The following is a 25,811-nucleotide window of genomic DNA, read 5'->3' on the forward strand; positions in this document are numbered from 1 at the left end:
CGCGCTGGATGCAGCCGCGCTGGAAGCAGCCACGCTGGAAGCGCTGCGCGGATGCCTCACGCTTACGGCGCGGCATGCGCCGCGCCCCAAGCCGGCGGGATCAGATCTTCAGCACGTCGCCGCTCATGATGATGGGACCGGTGGCCACGCCGCCCGGCGCGCCGCCCGGCGGCTCGACAGTGACGGCCAGCTGGGCCACGCCGGCCAAACCCTGCGCGCGCTTCAACGTGGTGGCGCCCTCGGCCGACAGCAGGCCCAGGGACTGCGGCTTCTGGCCGGGCGGAATGGCCCACAGTTCCAGCGCGCGGTTGGTGGCGTACGGCGCAAGATCGCGCAGCGTGCGCACGTGCACCGATCCGTCGGCGTCGGCCTTCACCAGCAGCATGGCCTGGGCCTCGGGCGACTGCAGCACCGCCATCAGTTGTTGCTGCGCGGCGCGGTCGACCTGGCCGGGATACACGATGACGCCCGCGATCAGCAGCGCGGCCAGCGCCCCGCTGAACAGGCGCCACAGGTTCGCACCCTGCCAGCCCCACGGCGAGACGGGCGCGGCCGCCCGCAGGCGGCCCTGGATGGCGCGCCAGACGCGGCGCGGCGGATTCCTGGGCGGGATGGCCCACACCAGCGGATAGACCTGTTCCTCCCACTGGCGCACTTGCCGGCGCAGGTTGGCGTCGGCGGCCATCAGGCCCTCGAAGCGGCGGCGTGCGCCGCCGCGCATCGCGCCGGACACGTAATCGGCCGCCAGGCGGTCGCGCAGAGTCGGATCGCCGTAGTTCATGACAGGCACCTCTTCAGGCGTTCCAGGCCGCGGCGCACCCAGCTCTTGATCGTGCCCAGCGGCGTATCGAGCCGGCGCGCGATGTCGCCGTGGCTGAGGTCGTCGAAGAACGACAGCGCGATGGCCTGGCGCGGACCGGCCTCCAGTTGCTGCATGCAGTCTGCAAGCCGCGTGCCGTCCTGGCTGGATTGCAGGCGTTGCAGGGGACCGGGGGCCTCATCGGCCCAGGCGTCCTGGACGGCGCCATCCGGGTCCGGACGCTCGACGTCCGGCCGGCGCAACTGGTCGATGCACCGGTTGCGCACGATGCGCGTCATCCATGTCATGGCTTGGCTCTGTTGGGCGGAATATCGGTCGGAATTGCGCCAGATGCTGAGGAAGCATTCTTGGATGACCTCCTCGGCCCAGTCGCTACGCCTCAACATACGGGTGGCCAGGGCAAACAGATGCGGGGCGCACAACTGATAGAGCTCCGCCAGCGCGGGCTCCTTGCCGCGCGCGCAGTCCTGGATCAAGGCTTCCAGGTGTTTCGGATCGGGCATTCGTGGGTTCCCCTGTGGGACCTGCCAGGTGTTTGGGGGACGAGCCCCCGTATCCTAGCGCAGTTGCGCGCGGGGCCATGCCGCGCACGGTTACATCACCTTGACCGCGCGCCCGATGAACTGGATGGGGCCCGTGGGCCGGCCGATGGGCGAGCCGGTGGCCGGTTCCAGGGTCAGTTCGAACAACTGGTTGGGCACCAGCGGCGGCAGTTTCTCAAGCGGTATCGTCACGGCCTGGCCGGGCTGCACCAAGCCCAGCGACACGGGCGCGGGCCAGTCGTCGGCTTTGGTCCAGAACTCCAGCGCCTGGCCCTGGGGCACCGGGGTCATGCCCAGCGGCACGAGTTTCACGTCGTCGCGGCCGGCCGCCTGCACGAGCCAGCCCGGCGCCTGCGTCTGCGATTGCGGCGCCACCAGCACCACCACGTAGCGCGGCGGCGTCACGGGCTTGCGCACGTAGGCCACGATGCTGAACAGCACCACGAAAGACACGCAGGCCACGGCCAGGGCGCGCCAGAAGTGGAAATCGGTCCAGGCGGGACGCAGGGGGCGGCGCAGGCGGAAGGCGGGCCTCGCGGTGCGTCCGCCGATGCTGCCGGAAATGCGCTTCCACAGGCGGTCCGAGGGCGGGACCGGTTCGGCCAGCTCGGCCAGCGGGGCCAGCCGCGCTTCCCAGAAGGCGACGGCGGCGCGCAGTTGCGCGTCGTGCTCCATCGTTTCCTCCACGTAGTCGCGTTCGTCCTCGGGCAGCGTGCCCAGCACGTATTCGCCGGCCAGGGCATCGCGCGCGTCGTCGAACTCCATCGGGGCGCTCACGACAGGCACTCCCGCAGCGACTTCAGGCTGCGCGCGATCCAGGCCTTGACGGTGCCCAGCGGCGTATCCACCCGCTGGGCGATTTCGGTGTGGGTCAGGCCCTCGACATAGGCATGCACGATGCAGCGGCGCCTTTCGGCGGGAAGTTGGTCCAGGCACGCGGCCAGGCGGTGCGCCTCGTCGCTCCAGTGCGCGAAGGCGCCACGCTGGCGCCAGTCCTGCAGGGCGGCTTCGGCGTCCAGGCGTTCGACGGTGGCCTCGTCCAGCGTATAGGCGCGGCCGTAGTCGCGCACCGTGTTCAGGGCCTGGTTACGGGTGATGCTGTAGATCCAGCCGCGCGCGGAGCCGCGCGACGCGTCGAAGCTGCCGGCGTTGTTCCAGATGTTGACGAAGGCGTCGTGCACGATGTCCTCGGCCAGCGCGGTGTTGCCCGCGATGCGGCGGGCCACGCCCAGCAGGCGCGCGCCCTCTTGCCGGTAGAGCGCCTGCAGGGCATCGCGCTGCTGGCGCGCGCATGCCTGCACGGCGGCTTCATAGTCGAACGCTTCGTCTGGAGAGGGCGGCATGCAGGGCGAAGTGGGCGTCTGGGGGCGCGCCGAGGCGTGCGGCGCGCACTGAATGGCCGCCCATCTTACAGGAGAACGTAAGACGGGCGGCCGGTCAGCGGCAACTCGCCGCGCCGGGCCGCGCCAGGACGCCCCGCTCGCCTCAGTTGGCCTTCCAGAAGATGTAGTCGGCCTGGTACTGCACCGTGCTGCGCTGGCCCATCGAGGCGCTGGTGCACGGCGTCTGGGGCGCCACGCCGCCCTTCAGGGCGACGCGCTGGATGTAGGTGACGCCCGTCAGCGCGCCGCTGCCCATGGCGGGATTGGCCTTCACCAGCTGATAGGGCAGGTTGCCCGCGCCGGCCGGCGCCACCGCGACCTGCGTGGCGGTCAGCTTCGAGCCGTCCATGGCTTCCCACGTGGCGGGCGGGCCGTAGTACTTGCCGACCTGCTTGCCCTTGCGGTCTTCCAGCACCGCGTTCGGCCCGACGAAGGTCCATTCCGCCTGGCCGGGCATGTTCGGCTTGGCCTTGCATTCGTAGGTGATGTCGCCGCGGCCGACGGTCTCCCAGGCGACGCGGTTGCCCGACGGCACCTGCACCTGCGCGGGCAGTTCGGACTGGGAATAGGGCTTGGACGACATGGCGCCGCAGGCGCTCAGCAGGCCGAGGGCGGCCAGGCCGGCGGCCCGGGCAATGGTGGCGTGGGGGAAATTCATGGAATGTCTCCGGCATCAGAAGGAAGGGAAGACGGCGTTTGCGTGGTCCGTCATAGGGACTACACGCGAGCGGCGCATCCGGATGCAGGGACCGCGAAAATTTTTTTGAGGGCGATCAGGCGACACGGAGGAAGGAGGCGCGCCGGCGGGACCGGACTGCGCTCCGGAGCGCGGCCGCGCCGCCCCGCCTGCCCGGAGTCCGGCGGGGCCCGCAGCGGGCGGGCGGCCGTACGCGCCCGCGTCAGGCCGCCGCGCGACGGTTGCGCAGTTCGGTCTCCAGCTCGCGCACGAAGGCGTCGACGACCCGGTCTTCATGCCCGCGCGAGGCCACGCTGTCGTGCGGACTGATCCATACCGACGGCAGGCGCCACAGTGCCGAGTCCTGCGGCAAGGGCTCCTTCACGAACGAATCGAGGTAGGCCCCGGCCAGCCGGCCGGCTTCCAGCGCCTGCGTCAGCGCGGGCTCGTCGATGAGTTCGCCGCGCGCGACGTTGGCGATGCGCGCATGGGGCGGCAGCAGCGCCAGGCGCCGCGCGTCGACCAGGTTCGCGGTGTCGGGCGTCAGCGGCAGGGCCAGCACCAGCCAGTCGCAGCCCGGCAGGACGCTGTCCAGCTGGTCCATCGGCAGCACGGCCGCGCAGGACGGATGGGGATCGGGCCGGCGCCGCACGGCGGTGACGTGCAGGCCCAGCGCGGTCAGGAGGCGCGCGATCTCGCCGCCGATGGCGCCCGTGCCCAGCAGCACCACGCGCAGGGATTCGAGTTCGGGCGGACGCGCGTCGCCGCGCATGGGCGTCCATTCGCGCCGCGACTGCGCGGACAGCCAGTGCCCGAAGCCGCGCGATTGCGCCATGATGGCCGCCACGGCGGTCTGCGCGATGGGCTTGGCCGACACGCCCGTGGACGTGGTCAGACGCACCCCGCGCGCCAGCGAGGCCGCGTATTGCGGCAGGTCGCGGCCCGACGAGAACACGTGCAGCCAGCGCAGGTTGGGCGCGGCGTCGGCCACCTCGAAGAAAGCGTTGGACAGCGGCCCTGGCCGGTGCAGCGTGCTGTCCGCGTACATTTCGCGGGAGAAGAACGCGGCGTTCAGGTCGGGCAGCGCCTGCGCCGCCCGCGACAGCGGATGGCGCCGCAACCGCACCCCCGCCGCATGTGCCAGCGCATCGAAGCGCGGGCCGTGCTGCCGGTCTACCGTATCGGAAAGCAGCAGGTCGATGGGGGTGTCGGCGCGGAAGGTGTCGCTCATTGCACGATTTGCCAGATGTCCTTTGCGCCAGGATATACCACGCCGTACTGCTTCAGCGCGTCCGGATCGAAATCGAAGCCCAGGCCGGGCTGCGTCGGCAGCAGCAGCTGGCCCTCGCGCGCCTGCAGCTGGCGGTCGATCAGGCGGCGGAAATTCACGATGTGGTCGTCCGGCATCCACTCGACGTAGGTGGCATTGGGCGTGCTGGCCACCAGGTGCACGTGCACGTCGTGCCAGGCGTGCGGCGCCACCGTCAGGCCGTGGCTGTCGGCCGTGGCGCAGATGCGGCGGAATTCGGTGATGCCGCCGCACACGGTGGCGTCGGTCTGCAGCAGCGTGGTCGCGCCGCGCGTGATCAGCTCCTGGAAGCGCCAGCGGCCCGCCTCGATCTCGCCGGTGGCCACGGTGACGGGCGTGGCGCGCGCCAGCCGCGCGTGGTTCTCGACGTCGTCCGGCGAAAACGGCTCCTCGATCCAGAAGGGATGGTAGGGCTCGAAGGCGCGCATGTATTCCAGCGCGGTGGGCAGGTCGCGCCAGGCGTTGTTGGCGTCCAGCATCAGGCGCACGTCCTCGCCGATGGCCTCGCGCACGGCGGCGATGCGCTTGCGTTCGTTGGCCACGCTTTCCAGGCCCACTTTCATCTTCACGGCGCGAAAACCCTCGGCCACGTGCCCGGCCATCTCGGCGGCCAGCTTGTCGGGCGTCTTGCCGGGCAGGTAGTAGCCGCCGCTGGCGTAGGCGGGCACGCGGTCGTGCGCCACGGCACCCAGGTACTGGTACAGCGGCAAGCCGGCGCTGCGCGCGTTCACGTCCCACAGCGCGGTGTCCAGCGCCGACAGCGCGCGCATCACGCCGCCCGCACGGCCCAGCAGCAGCGCCTCCTGGTACAGCTCGTTCCACAGCCCCTCCACCCGCAGCGAGTCCTGGCCGACCAGGCGCGGTGCAAGCAGGTCGGTCACGGCCACCGACAGCAGGCGGCCGGCGCTGTTGACGGCATAGCAGTACCCCAGGCCTTCATGGCCATCGCGGGTGCGCACGCGCACCAGGCAATACTCGCGCGCCGTGACCTGGCGGGTGGAGAACGTGACCGGATTGGACAGGGGCACGCGGGCGATGCAGACGGAGACGGATTCGATGATGGGCATGGCGGGTTCGCTTATGGAAGGTGTCTGGTGAATGGGTTCAGTCGAGCTTGAGGTTGCTTTGCCTGATGACGCCGGACCACTTGCTCTGTTCGCGGTCGATCAGCTGCTGGAACTGCGCGGGCGATTCGTTCAGGGGCGTCAGGCCCAGCTCGGTCAGCTTGGCTTGCATGTCCGGCGTCTTCACCACGCGGGCGATTTCCTTGTGCAGGAAGTCCACCACCTTGGGCGGCGTGCCGGCCGGCGCGATGATGCCGAACCACACGTCGGCCTCGTAGCCGGGAATGCCGGACTCGGCGAGCGTTGGCACGTCGGGCAACTGCGGCAGCCGCTGGCTGGACGTCACGCCCAGCGCCTTCAGCTTGTTCTGCTTGACGAAGGGCAGGCTCTGCGTGGGCGTGGCGAAGATCAGCGGGATCTGGCCGGCCAGCAGGTCGCTCTGCGCCGGCGCGCCGCCCTTGTACGGAATGGGATTGAGCTTGATGCCCGCCATCTGGTCCATCAGCTCCATGGCGATGTGCTGGGTCGAGCCCTGGCCGGGCGTGCCGAAATCGATCGGGTCCTTCTGCGACTTCGCCTTGGAGATCAGCTCCTTGACGTCGTTGGGCTGGAACGCGGGATTGGCCACCAGCAGGAAAGGCGTGTTGGCGATCAGCGAGACCGGCGCGAAGTCCTGCAGCGTGTAGTTCAGCTTGGGATAGAGCAGCGTGTTGGTGACGTGCGAGGAGATGACCAGCATCAGCGTGTAGCCGTCCGGCGCGGCGCGCTTGAGCTCGTTGGTGGCGATGGTGCTGTTGGCGCCGGGCTTGTTCTCCACGATCATGGGCTGGGGCCACGACTTGGACAGCTCGGCGGCCACCAGGCGCGCCACGGTGTCGTTGGAGCCGCCGGGGGCCATGCCCACCATCAGGCGGACGGGACGATCGGGGAAGGCGTCGGCGGCGTTGGCGATGGATGCGGCGCCCAGCCCGGCGGCCAGGCAGGCGCCGGCAAGGGCGCGAGCGATGCGTTGCATGATGGAGTCTCCTCGGAAGCGTTGGTGTTGGTGTGTGCTTCTGAAGGAAATCCTAGCGCCGTGGTCTCAGTCGATAGATGGATAATGTTGATGAATTCAGTTAGGGATTGACTGAATCGACCCCGGCTGGCGCCGCATCGTTCACCCGGTGCCGTCCATGCGGTGGAGGGTTCGGGCGGACGCCGCCGGGCAGGCCGGTTGCCATGCCGCTAGGCTGCCATGGCGCGTGCGCCCGCGCGGCGGTTCAGGCCGCCAGGTCACCGCGTCCGGACGGCACCATCGCGCGCACCGCGGGCGGCAGGTGCTCGCGCAGCAGCGCGATGAAGGCCTGCGCGGCCAGCGAGTCGGTGGCGTCGCGCCGCCGCGCCAGGCAGATGTCGCGCTCGTTGATGGGCAGGGCCAGCGGCACCGCGCGCAGGCCCGCGATGCGGAACTGGTACAGCGCCAGCGTGGGCGCGATGGTCACGCCCAGGCCGGCGGCCACGAAGCCGGCGGCGGTCGACAGGCTGTTGACCTGATGGCCGCGCAGCCACTGGCGCGGATACACGGCCGCGTCCAGGTGCTGGCGGATGCTGCTGTTGCGTTCGAAGCCGATGATGGGCAGGTCGATCACGTCCTGTACCTTCAGGTGCCGGCGGCGGGCCAGCGGATGCGTCTGCGCGCAGATCAGGTAGAAGGTGTCGCGCGCCAGCACCTCGATGTCCAGGTCCAGGCTGGGCGAGGCGGCCGCGCACAGCGCGAAGTCGACCTTGCGGTCGCGCACCATGTCCAGGCACACCGAACTGGCCACGTCCTCGACCTGCACCGCGATGCCGGGGTAGGCGGCGCAATAGCGCGCGATCAGGCCGGGCAGGATGCCGGCCGAGATCGAGGGCAGGGCGGCCAGCGCGACCTTGCCCTTGCGCTTCTCGACGTGGTCGCGCATTTCCGCCAGCGCGCGTTCCGTCTCGGGCAGCAGGTGCGCCACGATGTCCTGGAAGGCCTGGCCTTCGGCGGTCAGCTCGACGTTGCGCGTGTTGCGCGAGAACAGCTTCACGCCCAGGTCGTTTTCCAGGTTGGCGATCAGCGCGCTGAAGGCGCTTTGCGTCAGGCAGCAGTGCTCGGCCGCGCGCGTGAAACTGCGCAGGCTGGCCAGGGCCGTGAAGGCCCGCATGTGGCGCACGGATAGATTCATGGCGTCTCCCGCGGCCAGTCGCACGCCGCGCCGGCCGTCATGTACGCGGTATGTTAGCGGGCGCCGTGCAACGGGCGCCGTGCAACGGGCGGCATGCAATGTGCGCCGTGCAACGGGCGTTGTCCGGCCTGCGCCATGCCAGGGGCCTGCACTCCTGGCGCCTGCGGCCGACGTGATCGGGCGGCGCCCGCCGAGGCAGGGCCATACGGGCCCTGGTTGCCAGTACCCGTGTTTCAGGCCCGCTGCGGACTCGCCGCTGCGCGATCGCGCCCGGCCTGTTCGCGCCGCGCATAGACGTACGTGGCGCTGGCAAGCACCAGGATCACGCACAGTTCGGCCACCAGCACGGCCGTGATGGCGTGCAGGTAGTCGCGGCCGGTGCGGCCCAGGAAGTGCGTCAGCACCGCGCCCGACAGCGCCGGACCCAGGCCCAGCGCGGCCTGCTGCACGGTGGACAGCGTGGCGCTGCCCGCGCCGGCCTGCTCGGGGCGCACCTCGGACAGGCCGATGCGGAAGAAGCTGGCCACGATGAAGGCCTGGCCGAAGCCCACGAATATCGTGGCCGGCACCAGGTGGGCCAGGCTGGGCTCGGGCCAGACGTGGCGCAGCGTCAGCACCAGGCCCAGCAGGCCGGCCATCTGCACCACGCAGCCGAACAGCAGGATCGATGTCTTGCGAAAGCGCGCCGCGGCGCGGTTGGTGAGGATGGCGCCGGTGAAGTACGCCAGTCCCATGGCCACGAAGCAGTTGCCGCATTGCAGGGCCGTCAGGCCCGCGCCGGCCTGCAATGTCAGCGCCATGGCGAACATGAAGCCGCTCCAGCATGCGAAGAACAGCACCGCGATCAGCAGGCCGAAGCGGATGCTGGGCAGGCGCATCAGGCTGGGCGGCAGCAACGGCAGCGCGCCGCGCTTCTCCAGGCCCAGTTCGGTGCGCCACAGCGCCGCCAGCAGCACCGGCACGGCAACCAGCATGGCGATGTAGTACCACGGCCAGTGCTGCAAAGGGCCCAGCGACAGCGGCAGCAGCAGGCACAGGATGACCAGCGCCAGCAGCACGGTGCCCGCGCGGTCGACGCTTGCCGGATGCGGCGAGCGCGTCTCGGGGATCAGCCGGCGCGTGTAGGCCAACACCACCAGTCCGATGGGCAGGTTGATCAGGAACACCAGGCGCCAGCCCAGGCCGGCCACGTCGGCCGAGACCAGGACGCCGCCCAGCACCTGGCCGACCACGAAGGCCAGGCCGCCGATGGCGCCGTACAGGCTGAGCGCGCGGGAATGCTCGCGGTCGCGCAGGCTGACGTGGATGGTGGCGAGGATCTGCGGCACCGCCAGCGCCGCGGCAACGCCCTGCAGGGCCCGCGCGGCCAGCAGCAGCCACACCGAATGCGCCAGGCCGCACAGCGCCGACGCCACCGTGAACAGCAGGATGCCCCACGAGAACAGCCGGCGCCGGCCGTAGTTGTCGCCCAGCCGGCCGCCCATGGCCAGGCAGACCGCGAACGCCACGCCGTATACGGCCACGATCAGCTCCAGGTCCACCTCGCTGGCATGCAGCGATTGGGCCATGGCGTCCAGGGCGACGTTGACGATGGAGAAATCGATCAGGGGCAGCAACTGGCCCGCCAGCAGCAGGTACAGTCCGGCCCGGCTGAGCGGGGCGCTGGTTGAGGCGGAGGTCATGGCACGGCGCCTGCGCGGCGAGGCGGCGCGCGGCATAAAGAGGGAAGAGGCGCGAAGTATATTGCGGCGCCGCAAAAAAATCAGGATAAACCCTGATAAGGGTGATGTTGCCCGACGCGGGTCGATTGCGTCATGGAGGCGCCCCCGAGGCCTCGGAACGTTTCTGGCAAGATGGGGGCTGCGCCCGGACGAGACTCTCGCATGCGAAACCTGGACTTCACTTCCTGGCAGGGCCTGTTGTCCACCCTGCTGGGCCTGGCCTTGATCACCCTGATCGGCGTGGGCATCCGCCTGCTGGTGATGCAGACGCTGCAGCAGCGCCGCGAGCGCGAGAACCGCCAGATCAACGAGCGCCTGCGTACGCTGATCGCCGCCTACAAGACGCTGGGCGGTTCGTTCACCGGCAACCTGGCCGTCGATCCGCGCCACCTGCGCGACCTGCGCCTGGCCCAGCGGGCGGCCGCGGCCGACCCCGTGGTGCCCGCGCCGGAAGACCTGCCCGCCGCCGAGGCCACGCCCTTGTCCGACCGCGCCCGGCGCGTGCGCGACGCGGTCGAGGCCGCGCTGTCCGACATCATCCTGCTGGGCACGGAAGAGCAGGTCCGGCTGGCGGCGCATGCGGCCACCGAACTGGCCGCGGGGCGGCCGATCCACACGGCCGCGCTGGTCGTGTCGCTGCGCGATTTCATCCGCGGCGTGCTGAACCTGGACCCGGTGCCGGCCGGCGTGACAATCCCCAGCCAGGGGCCGGCGCGCGCCGTGGCGTCGTCCGCGCGGGGCAGGGGCGATGGCGGCAAGGAAGGCGGTGGCGGCGCGGGTGGCCGCGGGGGCGGAGGTGGCGGCGGCATGGGCGGCGCCGGGGCCGGCATGGGGCTGGGACTCGGCGCGGGCCTGGCCATCGAGGACCCGGACGCTTCGAAACATTGAACGCGGCTACGCGCTGCCGGCAGCCGCGTGTCGTCAGGCGCGGAGCCGGCCCCGCGGCGCCACCCACGGCGGTCGTCCCGACCTGCCAAAGATGGAGGACCGCCGCGCTCAGCGTTCGCGGATGGACCGCTTGCGGGTGCGCTTGACCTCGTACATCAGCGAGTCGGCCAGGCGCACCGCGGCATCCGCGCCCAGGTTGGTGGGTTCGACCGCCACGATGCCCACGCTGGCGCCGCCGTATTCGACCCAGCGATCGCCCAGCTGGTAGCGCCCGATGGTGGCCGCGCCGATGCGATCCTGCATCAGCGCGGCGGCCGCCTGGGGACCGCCGTTGCCGATGATGCGGCCCGGCTGGGCGTCGCTGCCCGCCACGGCCGGCCCGGGGCCCGCCACCACGAATTCATCGCCGCCGATGCGGCCCAGCACGTCGCCGGGGCCCAGCGCGCCGGTGAGTGTCGCGGCGATCTGCTGCAGGAACTGGTCGCCGCACTGGTGGCCGTAGGTGTCGTTGATGCCCTTGAAGCCGTCCAGGTCGATCACGCCCACCAGCACGCTGGCGCCCTGGTTGACGCCCTGCGCCAAGAGGCGCTGCAGCGATTCGAACAGCGACCGCCGGTTGGGCAGGCCGGTCAGTGTGTCCGTCATCGCGTAGGCGTGCAACTGGCTGTTGGCGGTCTTCAGGTTCTCCAGCAGGCGCTCGCGCTCGATGTAGCCCGCCACGATGCTGGAGAACAGGCGCAGCACCGTCTCGGCATCGGGTTTCAGCGGCTGCTGCCTGGCGCTGGCGCCGCACAGCGTACCCAGCAGGGCGCCGTCCTCGGCGCGTACGGGGGCGCTGACGTAGGTCTGGATACCCAGCTGGCGGGCTGCGTCGGAGTCGCCCCAGCACGACGCCACGTCGTCCGTGTACGCGCGGCCCTCTTCCAGCGCGCGGCGGCACAGGGTGTCCGACCACGGCACGGTCAGGCCTTCGGGGATGGTCATCTCGCCCACGTTGCGCGCGTACTGCACGTGCTGCTCGTTCTTCTGCAGGTCGATCGACGTCAGGTAGGTGGACTCAAGACCCGTCACCGCACCGAGCATCTCGAGCAGTGGACGCGTCAGATCTTCTAGGGATTTGGCGTGCGGCATCGATGCCGACAACTGGGCAAGAATCGGATCCAATGGGGCCTCCTGTAAAGCAAGGGACGCTCTCTATTGTCATCAAATTTTCCGCCGAAAGGGGTAACTGGTATCAGATCAAGCCCCATTTTGAAAAATGGTAATGCCGCGCATCGGCCGCGGCGAGGAAACGCAGCGGGTATGGATCGTGCTGGCGAACAGGGCTCGTCCGGCGGTCCATGGGCCGCGGGTCCGATTCTTTCGATCTGAAGGAGATCCTTTGTGAAAGCCCTGTTGAATCTTGCAGCCGCCGTCGCCGCGGGCGCCGCCGCCATGTATTTCCTGGACCCGGAAACGGGACGCCGGCGCCGCGCCGTCGTGCGCGACAAGGCCCTGTCGAACTACCACAGCGCGGGCCGCTACGCCCGCGCCCAGGGACGCAACCTCGCCAACCACGTCCGGGGCGCCGCCGCGCACATCAAGGGCAGCCCCGCGCCCGAGAGCGACCAGCAGCTGGAAGGCCGCGTGCGCACGCGCCTGGGCCGCCTGGTCAGCCGGCCCGGCGCCATCGAGGTCACAGTGACGGACGGCGCCGTCTGCCTGGGAGGCCGGATCCCCGCGTCGGAGCACGCCGGCCTGGTGGACGCCATCATGGCGGTGGACGGGGTGTTCGAGGTGCTGGACCGCATGCGCGTGGTCGGCCTGCCCGACAACGTGACCGAACTGCAGACGTCGGCGCCGCACAGCCTGCACTGATCACAGCGGATGGCTGCGGCGCCGGGCGTCGGGACGTCCTGCCGGGGCGCGGGTGGGCATCAACCCCTGCCTGCCCCGGAGGCGCTACGTGCGCGCGGCGGGCTGGGGTTGGGCCAGGCCGCGCAGCAGGGCCTCGAAGCGAGGCATGTCCACGGGCTTGATCAGGTAGTGGTCGAAGCCGGCTTCGCGTCCACGCTCTTTCATCGTCATCGCGGTGTAGCCCGACAGGGCGACCAGCGTGGCGCGGCTGCCGTGCGGCGTCTGGCGCAGCGTGTTGGCCACGTCGAAGCCCGTCATGTCGGGCAGTCCGATGTCGATCACGACGACGTCGGGCAGGAATTCGGCCGCGCGGTCGATGCCGTGTCTGCCGGTGTTGGCCTGCGTGACCACGTGGCCCGACGTCTCCAGCAACTGGCCCAGCGACTGCACTGCGTCGGCATTGTCGTCGATCAGCAGGATGCGCAGGCCGCGCACGGGAGCCTGCGGCTCGGCGGCCGCCACTGCGCTGGCCTGCGGCGCGGCGATCAGCGGCATGACCAACGTGAATTCGCTGCCCAGTCCCAGGCCTTCGGACGCCACCGTGACACTGCCGCCATGCGCACGCGCCAGGCTGTGCACCAGCGTCAGGCCGATGCCCAGGCCCGCGTCCTGCCGGCCCAGGCCGGTGTCGGCCTGCACGAACAGGTCGAACACGCGCGGCAGCATCCCGGCGTCGATGCCGATGCCGTTGTCGCGCACCGCGATGCGCACCTGGCCTTCGTCATCCGTCTGGACGGCGATGCGGATCACGCCGCCCGCCGGCGTATAGCGGGCCGCGTTGTGCAGCACGTTGCTCAGGATCTGGCGGAACCGCACGCGGTCGGCGTTGATCCACAGGTCGGGGCAGCGCGTGTATTCGACGCGATGCTGCTTGGCGTTGATCGCCGCAGAGGTCATTTCCAGCGCCTGGTCGATCAGCTCGCCCACCAGCATCGGCTCTTGCGTCAGCGATATCTTGCCGCGCGTGACGCGCGACGCATCCAGCAGATCGTTCACCAGCCGGGCCAACTGGTCGGTCTGGCGCGTCATCAGGTCGGTCAGCTTGCGGATGTCGGCCTCGGACGGCGACTTCTTCAGCTTCAGCAGGCCCAGCGCCGTGGTGATGGCGAACAGCGGGTTGCGCAGCTCGTGCGCCAGCATGGCCAGGAATTCGTCCTTGCGCTCGTCCGCGAGCTCCAGTTCGGTCTGGCGTACGCGCAGTTCGTCCAGCGCCAGCAGCATTTCGCGGTTCTGCTGCTCCAGTTCCTCGACCGGCGTCTGCATCCTGCGCCGCGACAGCTGTTCCACCAGGTCGGACAACTGCCGGCCTTCGATGACACGGGCGCTCGCGCCGAGCCGCATTTCCAGCGTGACCTGCGTACCCTGCGGCGTCGAGACGACGTCGAACTGGTCGACCAGGCGCTGCGCGCCAGCCATGCCCAGGCGCGTCTTGCGGCCGGCGCGCGTGGGGCCCGCGAGGATCGACGCCAGGTCCTTGATGCCCGGGCCTTCGTCCGTCACTTCGACCACGATGGATTGCGGCACGTCGTCCCGCGCCTCGCGGAACAGGAAATCGATGCGGCCCCCGCCGGCATAGTCGACCGCGTTGCGCGCGATCTCGGAGACGGCCGTGACCAGCCGCGTGCGTTGCAGGCCATCCAGGCCGAACACTTCGCCGACCTGGCGCGTGCGGTCGCGCACGGCCACCAGGCCATGGTCGCTGGATATGCGGGTGGACAGGATGCGGTGGGTCATGGGGTCGTGCCTTTGACGACGACGACGGTGGCGTCATCGTTGGATCGGGAATGGTCGCGGTGCATGACCCCGGCTACCAGCGACGGATGACGGGCGGCCAGGGCGGTCTGGCCAGCGAGATTCCAGCGCGACGACAGGCCGTCGCTGGTCAACACCAGCATGGATCGTGCCGACCATGCATAGGATTGTTCCCGAATGGAGTGGACGCCGTAGCCCACGATGCCGTCGGTGGAAGGCAGCCGCCGCTGGTTGTCGCCCTCGACCAGCGCGGCGGTGATGTTGCCCACGCCTGCGAACTCCATCGTGCCGATGACGGGGCGGATCGCGGCGACCGCCATCACGGCGCCGCGCGTGGCCTTCAGCGCCTTGTGCGCGGCGCGCAGCACGTCGTAGGGCGTGGCGTCCGGCGCGCTGTCGTGCAGCACGCGCACTGCCGCGGCGGATGCCGTGGCCGCGTGGGGACCGTGCCCCAGGCCGTCCACCGCCATGACCCACAGCGCGCCGTCCATGCGGCGGAAGGTCCAGGCATCGCCGCAGGCTTCCTGGCCTTCCTTGGCGACGGACAAGCCGCTGACCGCCAGCCCGAAATCGCGGGACGGGGCTGCGGTGGGGCGCCGCTCGTCGCGCAGGCGCGACAGCAGGGCGGTGCCGCGGTCGTCGGTAGAGTAGATTTCGAAGCACGAGGACAGCCGGGCGATGGTGCCCAGTCCGACGCCCAGGCTGCCGCCGGTGGAATAGCCGTCGTTCAGGCTCAGCCGGGTGTCGGGCATGCCGGGGCCGCTGTCCAGCGCCAGCACTTCCATGCCGGCCTCGGCGCCGTCCTCGTAGGCGCGCGCGATGATGTAGCCATTGCGCCCGTACTTGACCAGATTGGTGGCGGCTTCGGTCACCACCAGGGCGACCTTGCCCTGCAGGTCTTCCGACAGGCCATGCGCCTGCGCCACGTCGCGAGCGTGCCGGCGCGCCTGGGAGACCTGGCTGCTCTCGACGACGCTTATCGGCGTTTCCATTGGATCAAGCTGACTCGTGTGCCCTGGCCGACGGTCGACGAGATGTCGAATTCGTGGACCAGCCGTTGCGAACCGCCCAGGCCCAGGCCCAGGCTCTTCGCGGTAGTGTAGCCATTGGTCATGGCGCGTTCGATGTCGGGGATACCCACGCCCTGATCCTCGAACACCAGCCGCAGGCCGGGGTATTGGCCATTGGAGATCTCGGTGATGGTCATCTGTCCGCCGCCGCCGTGCACCAGCGCGTTGCGGCCGATCTCGCTGGCCGCGGTCACCAGCTTGGTGCGGTCCAGGGTGCCGAATGCCAGGGCGGTGGCCCAGTCCTGCACGGTGCGCCGGGCGATGCTCAGCTGCTCCTGCGTGCGAAGCTCGAGCGTTTCCTGCCGGATCTCGGTGATCACAAGGTGTCCGCGGCCAGGCCGCCGGCCCCGCGGAGCATCTCCATGCCCTTGTCGACGTTCAGGGCCGTCTTGACGCCCTTCAGCGACATGCCCAGTTCGACCAGGGTGATGGCCACGGCCGGACGCATGCCGACCAGGACCGTGTTGGCATCCATGACCTTGGCGATGGACGCGATGTGCGCCAGCGTGCGGCCGATGAAGGAGTCGACGATTTCCAGCGCGGAGATGTCGATGAGCACGCCTTGCGCGCGTGTGGCAGCCAGTTGCTGCGTCAGGTCGTCCTGCAGCGTGATGGCCAGCTGGTCGTGCAGTTCGACCTGGATGGTGACCAGCAGGTAGTTCTGCAGCCGCAGGATCGGGATGCGGTCCATGCTCAGGCCTTGACGACTTGCTGGCCGGTCTTGCGCAGCGCGATGCGCAGCGCCTCGGACAGCGACGATTTGGTGACCACGTCGCCCAGGTCCACGCCCAGGTGCACGATGGTCTGGGCGATCTGCGGCCGGATGCCGCTGATGATGCACTCGGCGCCCATCAGACGGGCCGCGGCCACCGTCTTCAGCAGGTGCTGTGCGACCAGGGTGTCGACGGTGGGCACGCCGGTGATGTCGATGATGGCGATGGTGGCTTCGTTCTGCACGATGCCCTCCAGCAGGCTTTCCATCACGGTCTGGGTGCGTTCGCTGTCCAGCGTGCCGATCAGGGGCAGCGCCAGGATGCCGTCCCAGATCTCGACGACGGGGGTGGACAGGTCGAGCAGTTCCTGCTGCTGGCGCTGGATGATCTGCTCGCGGCCTTTCTGGAAGGCCTCGATGGTGTACAGGCCCAGCGAATCCAGCAGCATGGTGGTGTGCCAGAACTCGTCGGCCAGCTTGCCGTCGCCGTCGAGATCGTCGCGCAGCTTGTCCAGCAGCGGCTGCTTGAGCGAGAAGATGAAGACGGCGGTGTCCGAAGGAGAGAAGCCCTGGATGGCGCGGCTGCGCGACAACGCGGCCAGGAAGGTACGCACTTCGTCCCAGGCGGCGCCCTGCATCCTGGTGTCGCTGGTGTCCTGGACTGCCGCGGCGAAGACTTTCAGGAAATTGGCCGACTGCGCCTGCAGTTCCGATTCCTTGATCAAGCCCCGGCTGTTCGACGCCTCCAGCTGCAGCTTGATCCATTCTTTCAGGATTTCTTGCTGATGGGCATGAAGGATGGCCGACAGGCTGCTGGATAGGGTCACGTTTTAAGCTCCGGGGGGTGGGCGCCGCGGCGGACTGTCGCTGCAAAAGTCCGGCGCATCCGTTGTGCACAAGATGCGGCGCCCGCGTAGCTTATCAGGTCTGAACCGTGCCCGCCCTCGATATCGGTCGGTTGTTGCCTGCCGGCAGCGAACGCAGGACCAGCGCGCCCAGGCCGGCCAGCGTCCCCAGGGCCGTCACGCCCATCCAGCCCCAGGCGGCCAGCGCATGGCTGCCCAGCGCGCCGCCGGCCGCCATGCCGACGAACACGCAGGTCATCAGCACCGCGTTCAGGCGGCTGCGCGCGGCCGGGTCGATGCCGTACACGATGGTCTGGTGCGAGATCATCGACACCTGGATGCCCAGGTCGAAGCCGATGGCGCTGGCGCCGATCAGCCACAGCGCGGCATGGGGAGACAGCCACTGCGACAGCGCCATCGCCGCGAACGACACGGCCGTCAGCAGCGCGCCGATGCGGCTGACCCGGCTCGGGCCGCGGCGGTCGGCCACGCGGCCGGCCAGCGGGGCGGCCAGCGCGCCGGCGGCGCCAGCGAGGCCGAAGGCACCGGCGGCGGCCGAGCCCAGGTGGAACGGCGCGCCGTGCAGCATCACGGCCAGCGTCGACCAGAACGCGCTGAAGCCGACGGACAGCAGGCCTTGCGCGAGGGCGGCGCGGCGCAGTTGGCCGTGCTGGCGCCACAGGGTGGCCAGGGAGCCCAGCAGCGCGCCGTACGGCATCTGCGTGGACGGCGGGAAGGACGGCAGGCCGCGCCACAGCGCCGCCATCAGCGCGACGATGCTGGCCGCCGCGGCCAGGAACATGCCGCGCCAGCCGAACTGCTCGGCCACGAAGCCGCTGACCACCCGCGACAGCAGGATGCCCAGCAACAGGCCGGTCATCACCGTGCCGACCACCTTGCCGCGATGCTCGGGATGGGCCAGCGTGGCGGCGGCCGGCACGATGTCCTGCGCCACCGTGGCGGTCAGGCCGACGGCCAGGCTGGCGGCCAGCAGCACGCCGATGGACGGCGCGGCCGCGCTGGCCAGCAGCGCCAGGAACAGGATGGCGGCCTTGGCCAGGATGATGCGCTTGCGGTCGTAGCGGTCGCCCAGCGGCGCCAGCAGCAGGATGCCCAGCGCGTAGCCAAGCTGGGTCAGCGTCGGGATCCAGCCCACCGCGTTGCCGCTGGCGTGCAGCTCGTCGCCCAGGATGCCCAGCATGGGCTGGCTGTAGTAGATGGAGGCCACCGCCAGGCCGGTGCCGGCGGACAGCAGCAGCAACAGCGGCCGGGAAACGCCGGTGGGGCGCGGGGCAGGATGGATATGCGTCATGGGAATATAGGGTGCTGGAACAGCCCGATGGCAGGCAATGGACGGCATTGTGAAGCGTCGCGGCGTCCCACGGTAGACGGCTGGCGGGTACATGGGTTATACGCTTGACGTATGACGGACTTCATCCCACTGCCTCCGGGCGGCGCCGACCGGCTCGTGCTGATGGAAACATTCGTGCGCATCGTCGAGGCGGGCAGCCTGTCCGCGGCGGCGGCCCAGTTGGGCGGTACCCAGCCCACCATCAGCCGCCGGCTGCAGACCCTGGAACGCGCGTTGGGCGTGCGCTTGCTGCAACGCTCCACCCACGCGATGACGCTGACCGACGACGGCGCGCGTTGCTACGAACGGGCCAAGGACCTGCTCGCCCAGTGGCAGGCTTTCGAGAGCGACGTGCGCAGCGCGGGCGACGAGCCTTCGGGCACGCTGCGCGTGGTGGCGCCGCATGCCTTCGGCCAGCAGCAGTTCGTCGAGCCGCTGGTGCGGTACCTGAAGCAGTACCCGCGCATGACGGTGGAGTGGCTGCTGTACGACCGCACGCCGGACTTCATCGCGGGCGGCATCGACTGCGCCATCCACGTGGGTCCGGTGACCGATCCGTCCGTGGTCGCGCTGCCGCTGGGCGAGGTGCCGCGCATCATCGTGGCCGCGCCGGGCGTGCTGGACGGCCCCGCGGCGCCGACGCAGCCCGCGGAACTGGCCGGCCTGCCCTGGATCTCGCTGCGCACCTTCTATCGCAGCGAGGTCACGCTGACGCACCTGGACAGCGGCCGGACCGAGTCGTTCGACATCCGGCCGCGCCTGTACACAGACAGCCTGTATGCGGTACGCACCGCCGCGGTGCTGGGGCTGGGCGTGGGCATGGGCTCGTCGTGGCTGATGCGCGAGGACCTGGCGCGCGGCGACCTGGTCCACCTGGCGCCGCGATGGGAGGCCGAGCCGCTGCCGGTGTACATGGTCTATCCGCCCGCGCGATTCTATCCGGCGCGGCTGCGGCGGTTCATCGACATCATGCGGGAGTTCGTGCCGACGGTGCTGCGCGGCACGACCGGCCTATGATGGGACCTCGCGTCGCCACGACGCCCGACTCGAGGAATCCGCCTTGTCCGCCGACCCGACAGCGCCCAAGCCCGCACGACCCGCGCCCCTGACGCGCGCCGACTTCACGCACTTCGAGCCCATGCCGTTGCGCTGGATGGACTGCGATGTCTACGGGCACGTGAACAACGTCGTCTATTACTCGTACTTCGACACCGCGGTGAACCGCTACCTGACGCAGGCGGGCGTGCTCGATGCTTTGCGCAGCCCAGTGATCGGGCTGGTGGTGGAGACGGGCTGCCATTACTTCGCGCCGATCACGTTTCCGGATGACCTCTCGGTCGGGGTGCGCGTGGCGCACGTCGGGCGCTCCAGCGTGCGTTATGAACTGGCCGTCTTCAGCGCCGGCGCCCAGGCGTGCAGCGCGCAGGGCCACTTCGTGCACGTCTACGTGGACCGCGAGCAGCGGCGGCCCGCCGACGTGCCCGAGGCCACGCGCATGGCGCTGGCGCCGCTGCGCCTCGCCGCCGCGGGAGGATAGCCGCGCTCGCACGGCCGCCACGCGGACGGGCGTCGGGATGACCAGGAAACCGCGGGCCTGTATCGGGCGACCCGCACCGCGCGCGACCGGGCATCAGTCCCGGTTCTTTCCGGTTTCGTCCTGCCGCCACACGTGCACCGTGGCATAGGCGCGCCACGGCGACCAGCGGGCCGCATGGGCCGCCAGCGCCTTGGCGTCGGCCGCCGCCAGGCGTTTCTTCAGCACCGCGTCGCCGGTCGGCATAGCGTCGGGGCAGCCCAGCGCCCGCATCGCGATGTATTGCACGGTCCAATCGCCCACGCCGCGTATGGCGCGCAGCGAGGCCAGCGTCGCGTCCAGGGGCGCGTCGGGGTCCAGGTCGAGACGGCCCGCGTCGATCTCGCGGGCGATGGCCAGGATCGCCTCGGCGCGGATGCGGATCAGGCCGCAGGCGATCACCTCCTCCAGCGACAGCCGCGCCATGCGCCACGCTCCGGGAAAGGCATGGGTCAGGCCATGCGGCGCATCGGACACCGGCGCGCCGTGGCGCCGCGCCATCCGGGCCAGGATCGCGCGCGCGTTCCGCACCGAGATCTGCTGGCCCGCGATGGCGCGCACGGCGATCTCGAACCCGTCGAAGGCGCCCGGCACGCGCATGCCGGGCAGGCTCGCCGCCAGGTCGCCCAGGTGCGCATCGATGGGAGCGGGATCGCAGGCCGTGCCGAATACGCGGGCGGCCCGCGCCGCCAGCGCGGGCGCGGCCGCCGCCAGACTTGGAGAGGGTGTTATCGATAACATCGCACGTTCGGGAACGTGGGACACCGTGATCCAGCCGGATACCAGGGCGCCGTCATGCATCCATTCCAGGGCGCGCGCATGGTTGCAGTCATCCACATGCTCGGTGCCGTCGATCCGGCGATGCGCCAGGAAGCCCAGCACGCCGCCCCAGGCATAGGGCAGGCGGTAGGGCAGGGATAGGGTCGGCGGGGCGGCGAAGTTGGAGGCGGGCAGGGGATCCATGCGTCGATGTTAGGCCTGCCGGGCCTGCGAGTCCTCCCGTGCCTGCCGCATCTTGCAGGTCGCTGCGCGCCGGCCACGCCTTGCCGGCCAGCCCGCAGGCGCCCTGGCCGCCTACTGATCTGTTCATGACGTGTCACGCGAATCGCGCGGGCGGGCCATTACCCGAATATGAGGGCTCTGTTGTCCGCTGCTTGCGTGCTTGGCGCCTGCCCGGCCGCCGTATCATCGGCCCGACGGCGGCTTCCGGATGCCCGCTACTGGTTGCGCCTTGCGAGTGGGTGACAGCGTGATGACAATCGATGAGTCGGATGCCCCGCATCCGATCGGATTCGCAGGGGGCGACTATTACGAGTCGGCCGCCCTGCTTGCCGCTTCGCTGTTCAAGGCTCCCTGCGCCGTCATCCGCATCGAGGCGGACCTGCCCGATGCCTTCTCGCATGGGGCCACCCGGGCCTTGCCCGCCCGCACCCCCCCGGCCGCGGCGGGCTGCCACTATTCCACGCCCGGCTATGCCCTGGACGCGGCCGGCAGGCTGGTCGCCGCGGCCCCGCAATACGCGCTGGCCGAGCCCTGGCCGGCGCAGGACGATGCGCCGCTGGCCGTGTTCACGCAGTGCCCGCTGATCGACCACGACGGGCAGCCGTTGGGCACCCTGATGCTGTTTGACGACGCGCGCCGTCCGCCGCTCACGCCCAAGGGGCAGCTACTGCTGGGACGCGTGGCCGCGCACATCGTCGACCGCATGCAGACGCTGCGCGATTTCCATTACCGCGACCGCCTTACCGGCCTGGGCAACCGCGGGCAGTTCGTGCGCGACGCCTGGTCGGCCATGGAACTGCCGCGCGAGCCCGGCGTGGGGCTGTGGGCCGCGATGATCGACGTCATGCCGCTGGACAACATCACGCGCCTGGTGGTGGCGGTCGGCCTGGTGCAGGTCGAGCGCGCCATCGAGCGGATGGCCGCGCGCGTCATGGCGTCGCTGCCGCCCGAATGCCGCGCCTATCGCCTGGGCCTGGCGCGCTTCGGCTTCCTGTGCGAAGGCCAGCAGGAAGACGTGCGCCGGCTGGCGGCCGGCTGCGTCGCGCGCTTCGACAGTCCGATCACGGTGGACGACGACCTGCCGCTGAGCCTGTCGGCCCACGCAGGCGTGCTGCCGGTGCAGCGAAACCAGCTGCCGCAGCTGATCAGCGCGCTGTTCGCGGTGTCCGAATCCGCGCGCGAGCGGGGCGTGGCGGTCGGCGTGTTCGACCTGCAGCTGGTGCAGCGCCAGCGCCGCCACGTGCTCATCATCAACTCGATCCGCGGCGCGGTGAAGGCGCCGGACCAGTTGCGCCTGGTCTACCAGCCGCGCGAGCGGCTCAGCGACGGCATATGGACCTCGGTCGAGGCGCTGGTGCGCTGGCGCCATCCGCTGCTGGGGGAGCTCTCGCCCGCCGAGTTCATACCGCTGCTGGAAGGCACCACGCTGATGCCGCTGCTGACCGACTGGGTGCTTGCGCACGCCATGCGGCAGCTGGCCGAATGGCGCAGGACGTTGCCCAAGCTGAAGATGTCGATCAACATCGCCGCGTCCGACCTGAAGCGGCCCGATTTCAGCCAGGTGCTGCGCGGCGCCATGGAGGCCAACGGCATCGGCGGCGGCTGCATCGAGCTGGAGCTGACCGAGGGCTCGCTGGTGCGGGCGGACGCCGCCACCATGGACATGCTGGAAGGCCTGGAGCGTTGCGGCATCGAGATCGCCGTGGACGACTTCGGCGCCGGCTACAGCAATCTGTCGCAGCTGGCCAAGCTGCCCTACGACGTGCTGAAGCTGGACAATTCGCTGGTGCGCTCGGTCACGTCCAACGCACGCGCCGCGCTGATCGTGCAGGCCATCGTCGGCCTGGCCAAGCAGTTGGGCCATCGCGTGGTGGCCGAAGGCGTCGAGACCGGGCATCTGCGCGACCTGTCGGTGCTGTGGGGCTGCGACGAGGTGCAGGGCTTCTTCATCGCGCGCCCCATGGAAGCGGAGGCGCTCTACGCGCTGCTGGGCGAGCGCGTCGAGCGCCGAGGCGCGCCGCGCAGCCGGGACGCTGTATAAATAGCGTTTGCGTCCTGCCCGCGTAACGCCCGCGACCCGCGTGTCGCCACCGCTGCCCATGACTGACTTCCCCCCGCTGCGCCAACCCTGTCCGCCCGGAGCCTGCGACTGCGGCCACGATGCCCTGCGCGACGATCCCGCGGGCGACAAGCGCATCCTGATGCTGACCAAGGCCGAAGAGAAGAAGCTGGTCGAGCGGCTGGAGAGCGTGGCCACGCTGGAGGAGCTGCGCCGCATGGAGGCGCGCATCCAGTCGCTGCTGGGCGTGACGCTGACCATCACCCCCAGCGACAACGAAGTGCGCACCATGCGCGGCTTCAACATCCGCCTGGAAGAGCGCCCCGGGCTGTGCAGCAAGACGCGCCAGTCCATCCCCGCGGCCATCCGGCGCTGCTTCGAGCGCAATCCGGACATCGCGTTCGCGATCCTGAACGAAAGCGGCCTGCTGCGCGACGCGTGACGGCGTTCCGCGCGCCAGGACCGGCGCGCTCGGCGCACGCCGGAACCCGCGCCGTCACGCCCCTTCCAGCCGCCAGATCTCGCGCGCGTACTCGCGCACCGTGCGGTCGCTGGAGAAATGCCCCAGGCGCGCCATGCAGTGCAGCGCCTTGCGGTGCCAGTCCTGTTCGTCCGCGAAGTCTTGCGCGATGGTGCGATGCGCGTCGGCGTAGGCGTCGAAGTCGGCCAGGTGGAAATAATGGTCGCGCTGCATCAGCTCGTCGTACAGGGGCTGGTATTGCGCGCGGTCCGAGTCGTAGCGGCCATCGATCAGCGTGCCCAGCACCTCGGCCAGCGCGGGGCTGCTGGCCGCGTACTCAGACGGCCGGTAGCTGCCGTCGCGCCGCATGGCGCCCACTTCCTCGGCCAGCAGGCCGAAGGCGTAGAAGTTCTCGGGGCCCACGCAGTCGCGGATCTCGATGTTGGCGCCGTCCAGCGTGCCGACCGTCAGCGCGCCGTTCAGCGCCAGCTTCATGTTGCCCGTGCCCGAGGCCTCGGTGCCCGCCGTCGAGATCTGCTCGGACACGTCGGCGGCCGGGATGATGCGCTCGGCCAGCGTCACCTTGTAGTCGGGCAGGAACACCACGTTGAGCTTGCCACGGCAGCGCGGGTCGCCGTTGATGGTGCGCGCCACGCTGCGGATCAGATGGATGATGCGCTTGGCGGCGGCATAGCCGGGCGCGGCCTTGCCCGCGAACACGTGGGTGCGCGGCGCCAGGTCGTGGCCATGGTCGACGAGGCGCAGGTACAGGTGGATGATGTGCAGGACGTGCAGCAGCTGGCGCTTGTATTCATGGATGCGCTTGATCTGGACGTCGTACAGCGAGGCCGGGTCCAGCAGCACGCCCATGCTGCCGTGCACATAGCGCGCCAGCCGTTCCTTGTTGGCCCGTTTGATGCGCGCAAGCTGGTCGATGAAGGCCGGGTCGTCCTCGTACCGCGTCAGCTCGCGCAGGCGTTCCAGGTCGACCACCCAGTCCGGGCCCAGCGTGTCGTCCAGCAGCGCGGCCAGCGGCGCATTGGCCTGCGCCAGCCAGCGGCGCGGCGTGATGCCGTTGGTCTTGTTGTTGAAGCGTTCGGGCATCAGCTCGTAGAAATGCGGCACCAGCGACTGCTTGATCAGCTCGGTGTGCAGCTGCGCCACGCCGTTGATGGAGTGGCTGCCCACGATGGCCAGGTGCGCCATGCGCACGTGGCGCGTGCCGCCTTCCTCGATCAGCGACACGTCCGACACGCGCGGATCGTCGTGTCCCCAATGCTTGCGCGCCATGCGCAGCATGCGGGCGTTGATCTCGTAGATGATCTGCATGTGGCGCGGCAGCACGCGTGTCATCAGGTCCACTGGCCAGCGCTCCAGCGCCTCGGGCAGCAGCGTGTGGTTGGTGTAGCTGCAGGTGGACTGCGTGACGGACCACGCCACATCCCACGGCAGCTTGTAGTGGTCGACCAGGATGCGCATCAGCTCGGCGATCACCAGCGTGGGGTGCGTGTCGTTGAGCTGGATCGCGGCGCGCCTGGGCAACTGCTCGATGGGCAGCCCGCTGTCGGAGAACTCGCGCAGGATGTCGTTCAGCGCGCACGCCGTCAGGAAGTACTCCTGGATCAGGCGCAGCTCGCGCCCCTGGGAAGGCTCGTCCGACGGATACAGCACCTTCGAGATGGTCTCGGTGCTGATCTGGTGCTGCACGGCGCGCACGTAGTCGCCGGCGTTGAACACGCCCATGTCCAGCACTTCGGAGGCGCGCGCGGAATACAGCCGAAGCAGATTGGCGGCGCGCCCGCCGTAGCCGATGATGGGCATGTCGTGCGGGATGCCCAGCAGCGTGGCCCCTGGTATCCACGCGGGACGGTAGGCGCCGTCGTGGGCGTGGGCTTCCTCGACGTGGCCGTACAGGTTGACGATGCAGCTCTCGTCGGCGCGCTCGATGAGCCACGGGCTGTTGTCGCTGCCCCAGTAGTCGGCACGCTCGACCTGCGCCGGGCCGTCGAACTCCTGGCGGAACAGGCCGTAGTCGTACTTGATGCCGCAGCCCATGCCAGGCAGGTCCATCGTGGCCAGCGATTCGACGAAACAGGCCGCCAGCCGGCCCAGTCCGCCGTTGCCCAGCGCCGCGTCGTGCTCGCGGTCGGCGATGCGCTCCAGGTCCAGGCCCAGGTTGCGCATGGCCATGCGCGCGGGCTCCAGCATGCCCATGGCCAGCAGGTTGCTGACCAGCGAGCGGCCGACCAGGAACTCCATCGACAGGTAGTACACCTTCTTGGTCGGGTTGGCCTGCCTGCGGTGCTGCGTGGCCAGCAGCGAGGTCACCATGCGGCGCCTGACCACCATGCAGATGGCCACCAGCCAGTCGTCCTCGGTGGCGCGTTCGGGGGTCTTGGCCAGGCGGTATTTCAGTTCGCTCGCCAGTTCCTGCTGTATGACCGCGGCTTCCTGTACGGTCTGATCGGACGATGCGTTCCTGGGCAAGTCGGGCATGGTC

25 protein-coding genes are annotated in these 25,811 nt (G+C 69.9%); 6 read left to right on the forward strand and 19 right to left on the reverse strand.

The window, feature by feature from the left end; all coding sequences use genetic code 11:
* Window positions 1-100 precede the first annotated feature (100 nt).
* The 10 genes from FS845_RS04295 to FS845_RS04340 all read right to left on the reverse strand — a co-directional run bounded on the left by FS845_RS04295 (window position 101) and on the right by FS845_RS04340 (window position 9,664).
* Complete coding sequence (locus FS845_RS04295) at window positions 101-781, reverse strand: anti-sigma factor domain-containing protein (protein WP_144630868.1); 681 nt, start codon at window positions 779-781, stop codon at window positions 101-103.
* Entirely contained in the window at window positions 778-1,323 is a 546-nt protein-coding gene (locus FS845_RS04300) for an RNA polymerase sigma factor (RefSeq protein WP_144630869.1), read from the reverse strand. Before FS845_RS04300 ends, FS845_RS04295 begins: the two co-directional genes overlap by 4 nt.
* 90 nt (window positions 1,324-1,413) lie before the next feature.
* Window positions 1,414-2,139, reverse strand: a complete 726-nt coding sequence (locus FS845_RS04305) for an anti-sigma factor domain-containing protein (protein ID WP_313960313.1) — start codon at window positions 2,137-2,139, stop codon at window positions 1,414-1,416.
* Window positions 2,136-2,705, reverse strand: a complete 570-nt coding sequence (locus tag FS845_RS04310) for a sigma-70 family RNA polymerase sigma factor (RefSeq protein WP_144630870.1) — start codon at window positions 2,703-2,705, stop codon at window positions 2,136-2,138. Before FS845_RS04310 ends, FS845_RS04305 begins: the two co-directional genes overlap by 4 nt.
* 142 nt (window positions 2,706-2,847) lie before the next feature.
* Window positions 2,848-3,402 (reverse strand): DUF3455 domain-containing protein, encoded by a 555-nt coding sequence (locus FS845_RS04315; RefSeq protein WP_144630871.1) that lies wholly within the window; start codon window positions 3,400-3,402, stop codon window positions 2,848-2,850.
* 241 nt (window positions 3,403-3,643) lie between these two features.
* Complete coding sequence (locus FS845_RS04320; protein WP_144630872.1) at window positions 3,644-4,651, reverse strand: D-2-hydroxyacid dehydrogenase; 1,008 nt, start codon at window positions 4,649-4,651, stop codon at window positions 3,644-3,646.
* Complete coding sequence (locus FS845_RS04325) at window positions 4,648-5,796, reverse strand: mandelate racemase/muconate lactonizing enzyme family protein (RefSeq protein WP_144630873.1); 1,149 nt, start codon at window positions 5,794-5,796, stop codon at window positions 4,648-4,650. Before FS845_RS04325 ends, FS845_RS04320 begins: the two co-directional genes overlap by 4 nt.
* A 37-nt stretch (window positions 5,797-5,833) precedes the next feature.
* A complete protein-coding gene (locus FS845_RS04330) occupies window positions 5,834-6,808 on the reverse strand; it encodes a tripartite tricarboxylate transporter substrate binding protein (RefSeq protein ID WP_144630874.1) in 975 nt (324 codons plus the stop codon).
* A gap of 244 nt (window positions 6,809-7,052) precedes the next feature.
* Window positions 7,053-7,982, reverse strand: a complete 930-nt coding sequence (locus FS845_RS04335) for a LysR family transcriptional regulator (RefSeq protein ID WP_144630875.1) — start codon at window positions 7,980-7,982, stop codon at window positions 7,053-7,055.
* 233 nt (window positions 7,983-8,215) lie between these two features.
* A complete protein-coding gene (locus FS845_RS04340; RefSeq protein WP_144630876.1) occupies window positions 8,216-9,664 on the reverse strand; it encodes an MFS transporter in 1,449 nt (482 codons plus the stop codon).
* Between the two features lie 201 nt (window positions 9,665-9,865).
* Here FS845_RS04340 and FS845_RS04345 point away from each other — a divergent pair, with 201 nt between their 5' ends.
* Window positions 9,866-10,591, forward strand: coding sequence for a hypothetical protein (locus tag FS845_RS04345; RefSeq protein WP_144630877.1), 726 nt, complete (start codon window positions 9,866-9,868; stop codon window positions 10,589-10,591).
* A 108-nt stretch (window positions 10,592-10,699) separates the two neighbouring features.
* Here FS845_RS04345 and FS845_RS04350 read toward each other — a convergent pair whose 3' ends face one another.
* A complete protein-coding gene (locus FS845_RS04350; RefSeq protein ID WP_260986141.1) occupies window positions 10,700-11,755 on the reverse strand; it encodes a diguanylate cyclase domain-containing protein in 1,056 nt (351 codons plus the stop codon).
* 219 nt (window positions 11,756-11,974) lie between these two features.
* Between FS845_RS04350 and FS845_RS04355 the strand changes: the two genes are divergently transcribed.
* Window positions 11,975-12,448 (forward strand): BON domain-containing protein, encoded by a 474-nt coding sequence (locus FS845_RS04355; protein ID WP_144630878.1) that lies wholly within the window; start codon window positions 11,975-11,977, stop codon window positions 12,446-12,448.
* Window positions 12,449-12,532: 84 nt separating this feature from the next.
* On the opposite strand, the gene FS845_RS04360 is transcribed toward FS845_RS04355, so the two are convergent.
* The 6 genes from FS845_RS04360 to FS845_RS04385 form a co-directional block, all read right to left on the reverse strand.
* Complete coding sequence (locus FS845_RS04360; RefSeq protein ID WP_144630879.1) at window positions 12,533-14,221, reverse strand: ATP-binding protein; 1,689 nt, start codon at window positions 14,219-14,221, stop codon at window positions 12,533-12,535.
* On the reverse strand, window positions 14,218-15,231 hold the full coding sequence (locus tag FS845_RS04365) for an ATP-binding SpoIIE family protein phosphatase (RefSeq protein WP_144630880.1): 1,014 nt from the start codon (window positions 15,229-15,231) through the stop codon (window positions 14,218-14,220). Before FS845_RS04365 ends, FS845_RS04360 begins: the two co-directional genes overlap by 4 nt.
* Window positions 15,216-15,629 carry an anti-sigma regulatory factor gene (locus FS845_RS04370; RefSeq protein WP_260986142.1) on the reverse strand — a complete coding sequence of 138 codons (414 nt, stop codon included), beginning with the start codon at window positions 15,627-15,629 and terminating at the stop codon, window positions 15,216-15,218. Before FS845_RS04370 ends, FS845_RS04365 begins: the two co-directional genes overlap by 16 nt.
* A complete protein-coding gene (locus FS845_RS04375; RefSeq protein ID WP_144630881.1) occupies window positions 15,626-16,000 on the reverse strand; it encodes an STAS domain-containing protein in 375 nt (124 codons plus the stop codon). The genes FS845_RS04370 and FS845_RS04375 overlap by 4 nt, the downstream gene beginning before the upstream one ends.
* Before the next feature lie 2 nt (window positions 16,001-16,002).
* Window positions 16,003-16,848: an STAS domain-containing protein gene (locus FS845_RS04380; RefSeq protein WP_144630882.1), complete on the reverse strand. Its 846-nt coding sequence runs from the start codon at window positions 16,846-16,848 to the stop codon at window positions 16,003-16,005.
* Between the two features lie 94 nt (window positions 16,849-16,942).
* A complete protein-coding gene (locus tag FS845_RS04385) occupies window positions 16,943-18,178 on the reverse strand; it encodes an MFS transporter (RefSeq protein WP_260986143.1) in 1,236 nt (411 codons plus the stop codon).
* A 111-nt stretch (window positions 18,179-18,289) separates the two neighbouring features.
* Between FS845_RS04385 and FS845_RS04390 the strand changes: the two genes are divergently transcribed.
* Both FS845_RS04390 and FS845_RS04395 read left to right on the forward strand, forming a co-directional pair.
* Window positions 18,290-19,234, forward strand: coding sequence for a LysR family transcriptional regulator (locus tag FS845_RS04390; RefSeq protein ID WP_144630884.1), 945 nt, complete (start codon window positions 18,290-18,292; stop codon window positions 19,232-19,234).
* Window positions 19,235-19,355: 121 nt separating this feature from the next.
* Window positions 19,356-19,754 carry an acyl-CoA thioesterase gene (locus tag FS845_RS04395; protein ID WP_144631290.1) on the forward strand — a complete coding sequence of 133 codons (399 nt, stop codon included), beginning with the start codon at window positions 19,356-19,358 and terminating at the stop codon, window positions 19,752-19,754.
* Window positions 19,755-19,847: 93 nt separating this feature from the next.
* Here FS845_RS04395 and FS845_RS04400 read toward each other — a convergent pair whose 3' ends face one another.
* Window positions 19,848-20,753, reverse strand: coding sequence for a DNA-3-methyladenine glycosylase 2 (locus FS845_RS04400; protein ID WP_144630885.1), 906 nt, complete (start codon window positions 20,751-20,753; stop codon window positions 19,848-19,850).
* 289 nt (window positions 20,754-21,042) lie between these two features.
* On the opposite strand from FS845_RS04400, the gene FS845_RS04405 reads away from it, so the two are divergent.
* Together FS845_RS04405 and FS845_RS04410 are read left to right on the forward strand one after the other, a co-directional pair.
* Window positions 21,043-22,833: a bifunctional diguanylate cyclase/phosphodiesterase gene (locus FS845_RS04405; protein ID WP_260986173.1), complete on the forward strand. Its 1,791-nt coding sequence runs from the start codon at window positions 21,043-21,045 to the stop codon at window positions 22,831-22,833.
* 58 nt (window positions 22,834-22,891) lie between these two features.
* On the forward strand, window positions 22,892-23,293 hold the full coding sequence (locus FS845_RS04410) for a hypothetical protein (RefSeq protein WP_144630887.1): 402 nt from the start codon (window positions 22,892-22,894) through the stop codon (window positions 23,291-23,293).
* A 54-nt stretch (window positions 23,294-23,347) separates the two neighbouring features.
* On the opposite strand, the gene FS845_RS04415 is transcribed toward FS845_RS04410, so the two are convergent.
* The gene (locus tag FS845_RS04415; RefSeq protein ID WP_144630888.1) at window positions 23,348-25,807 is read right to left on the reverse strand and encodes a glycogen/starch/alpha-glucan phosphorylase; all 2,460 of its coding nucleotides are present in this window, start codon (window positions 25,805-25,807) and stop codon (window positions 23,348-23,350) included.
* Window positions 25,808-25,811: the final 4 nt, after the last annotated feature.

The sequence above is a fragment of the Bordetella genomosp. 13 genome (genome assembly GCF_007679965.1).
In the GTDB taxonomy this organism is placed as follows: domain Bacteria; phylum Pseudomonadota; class Gammaproteobacteria; order Burkholderiales; family Burkholderiaceae_B; genus Bordetella.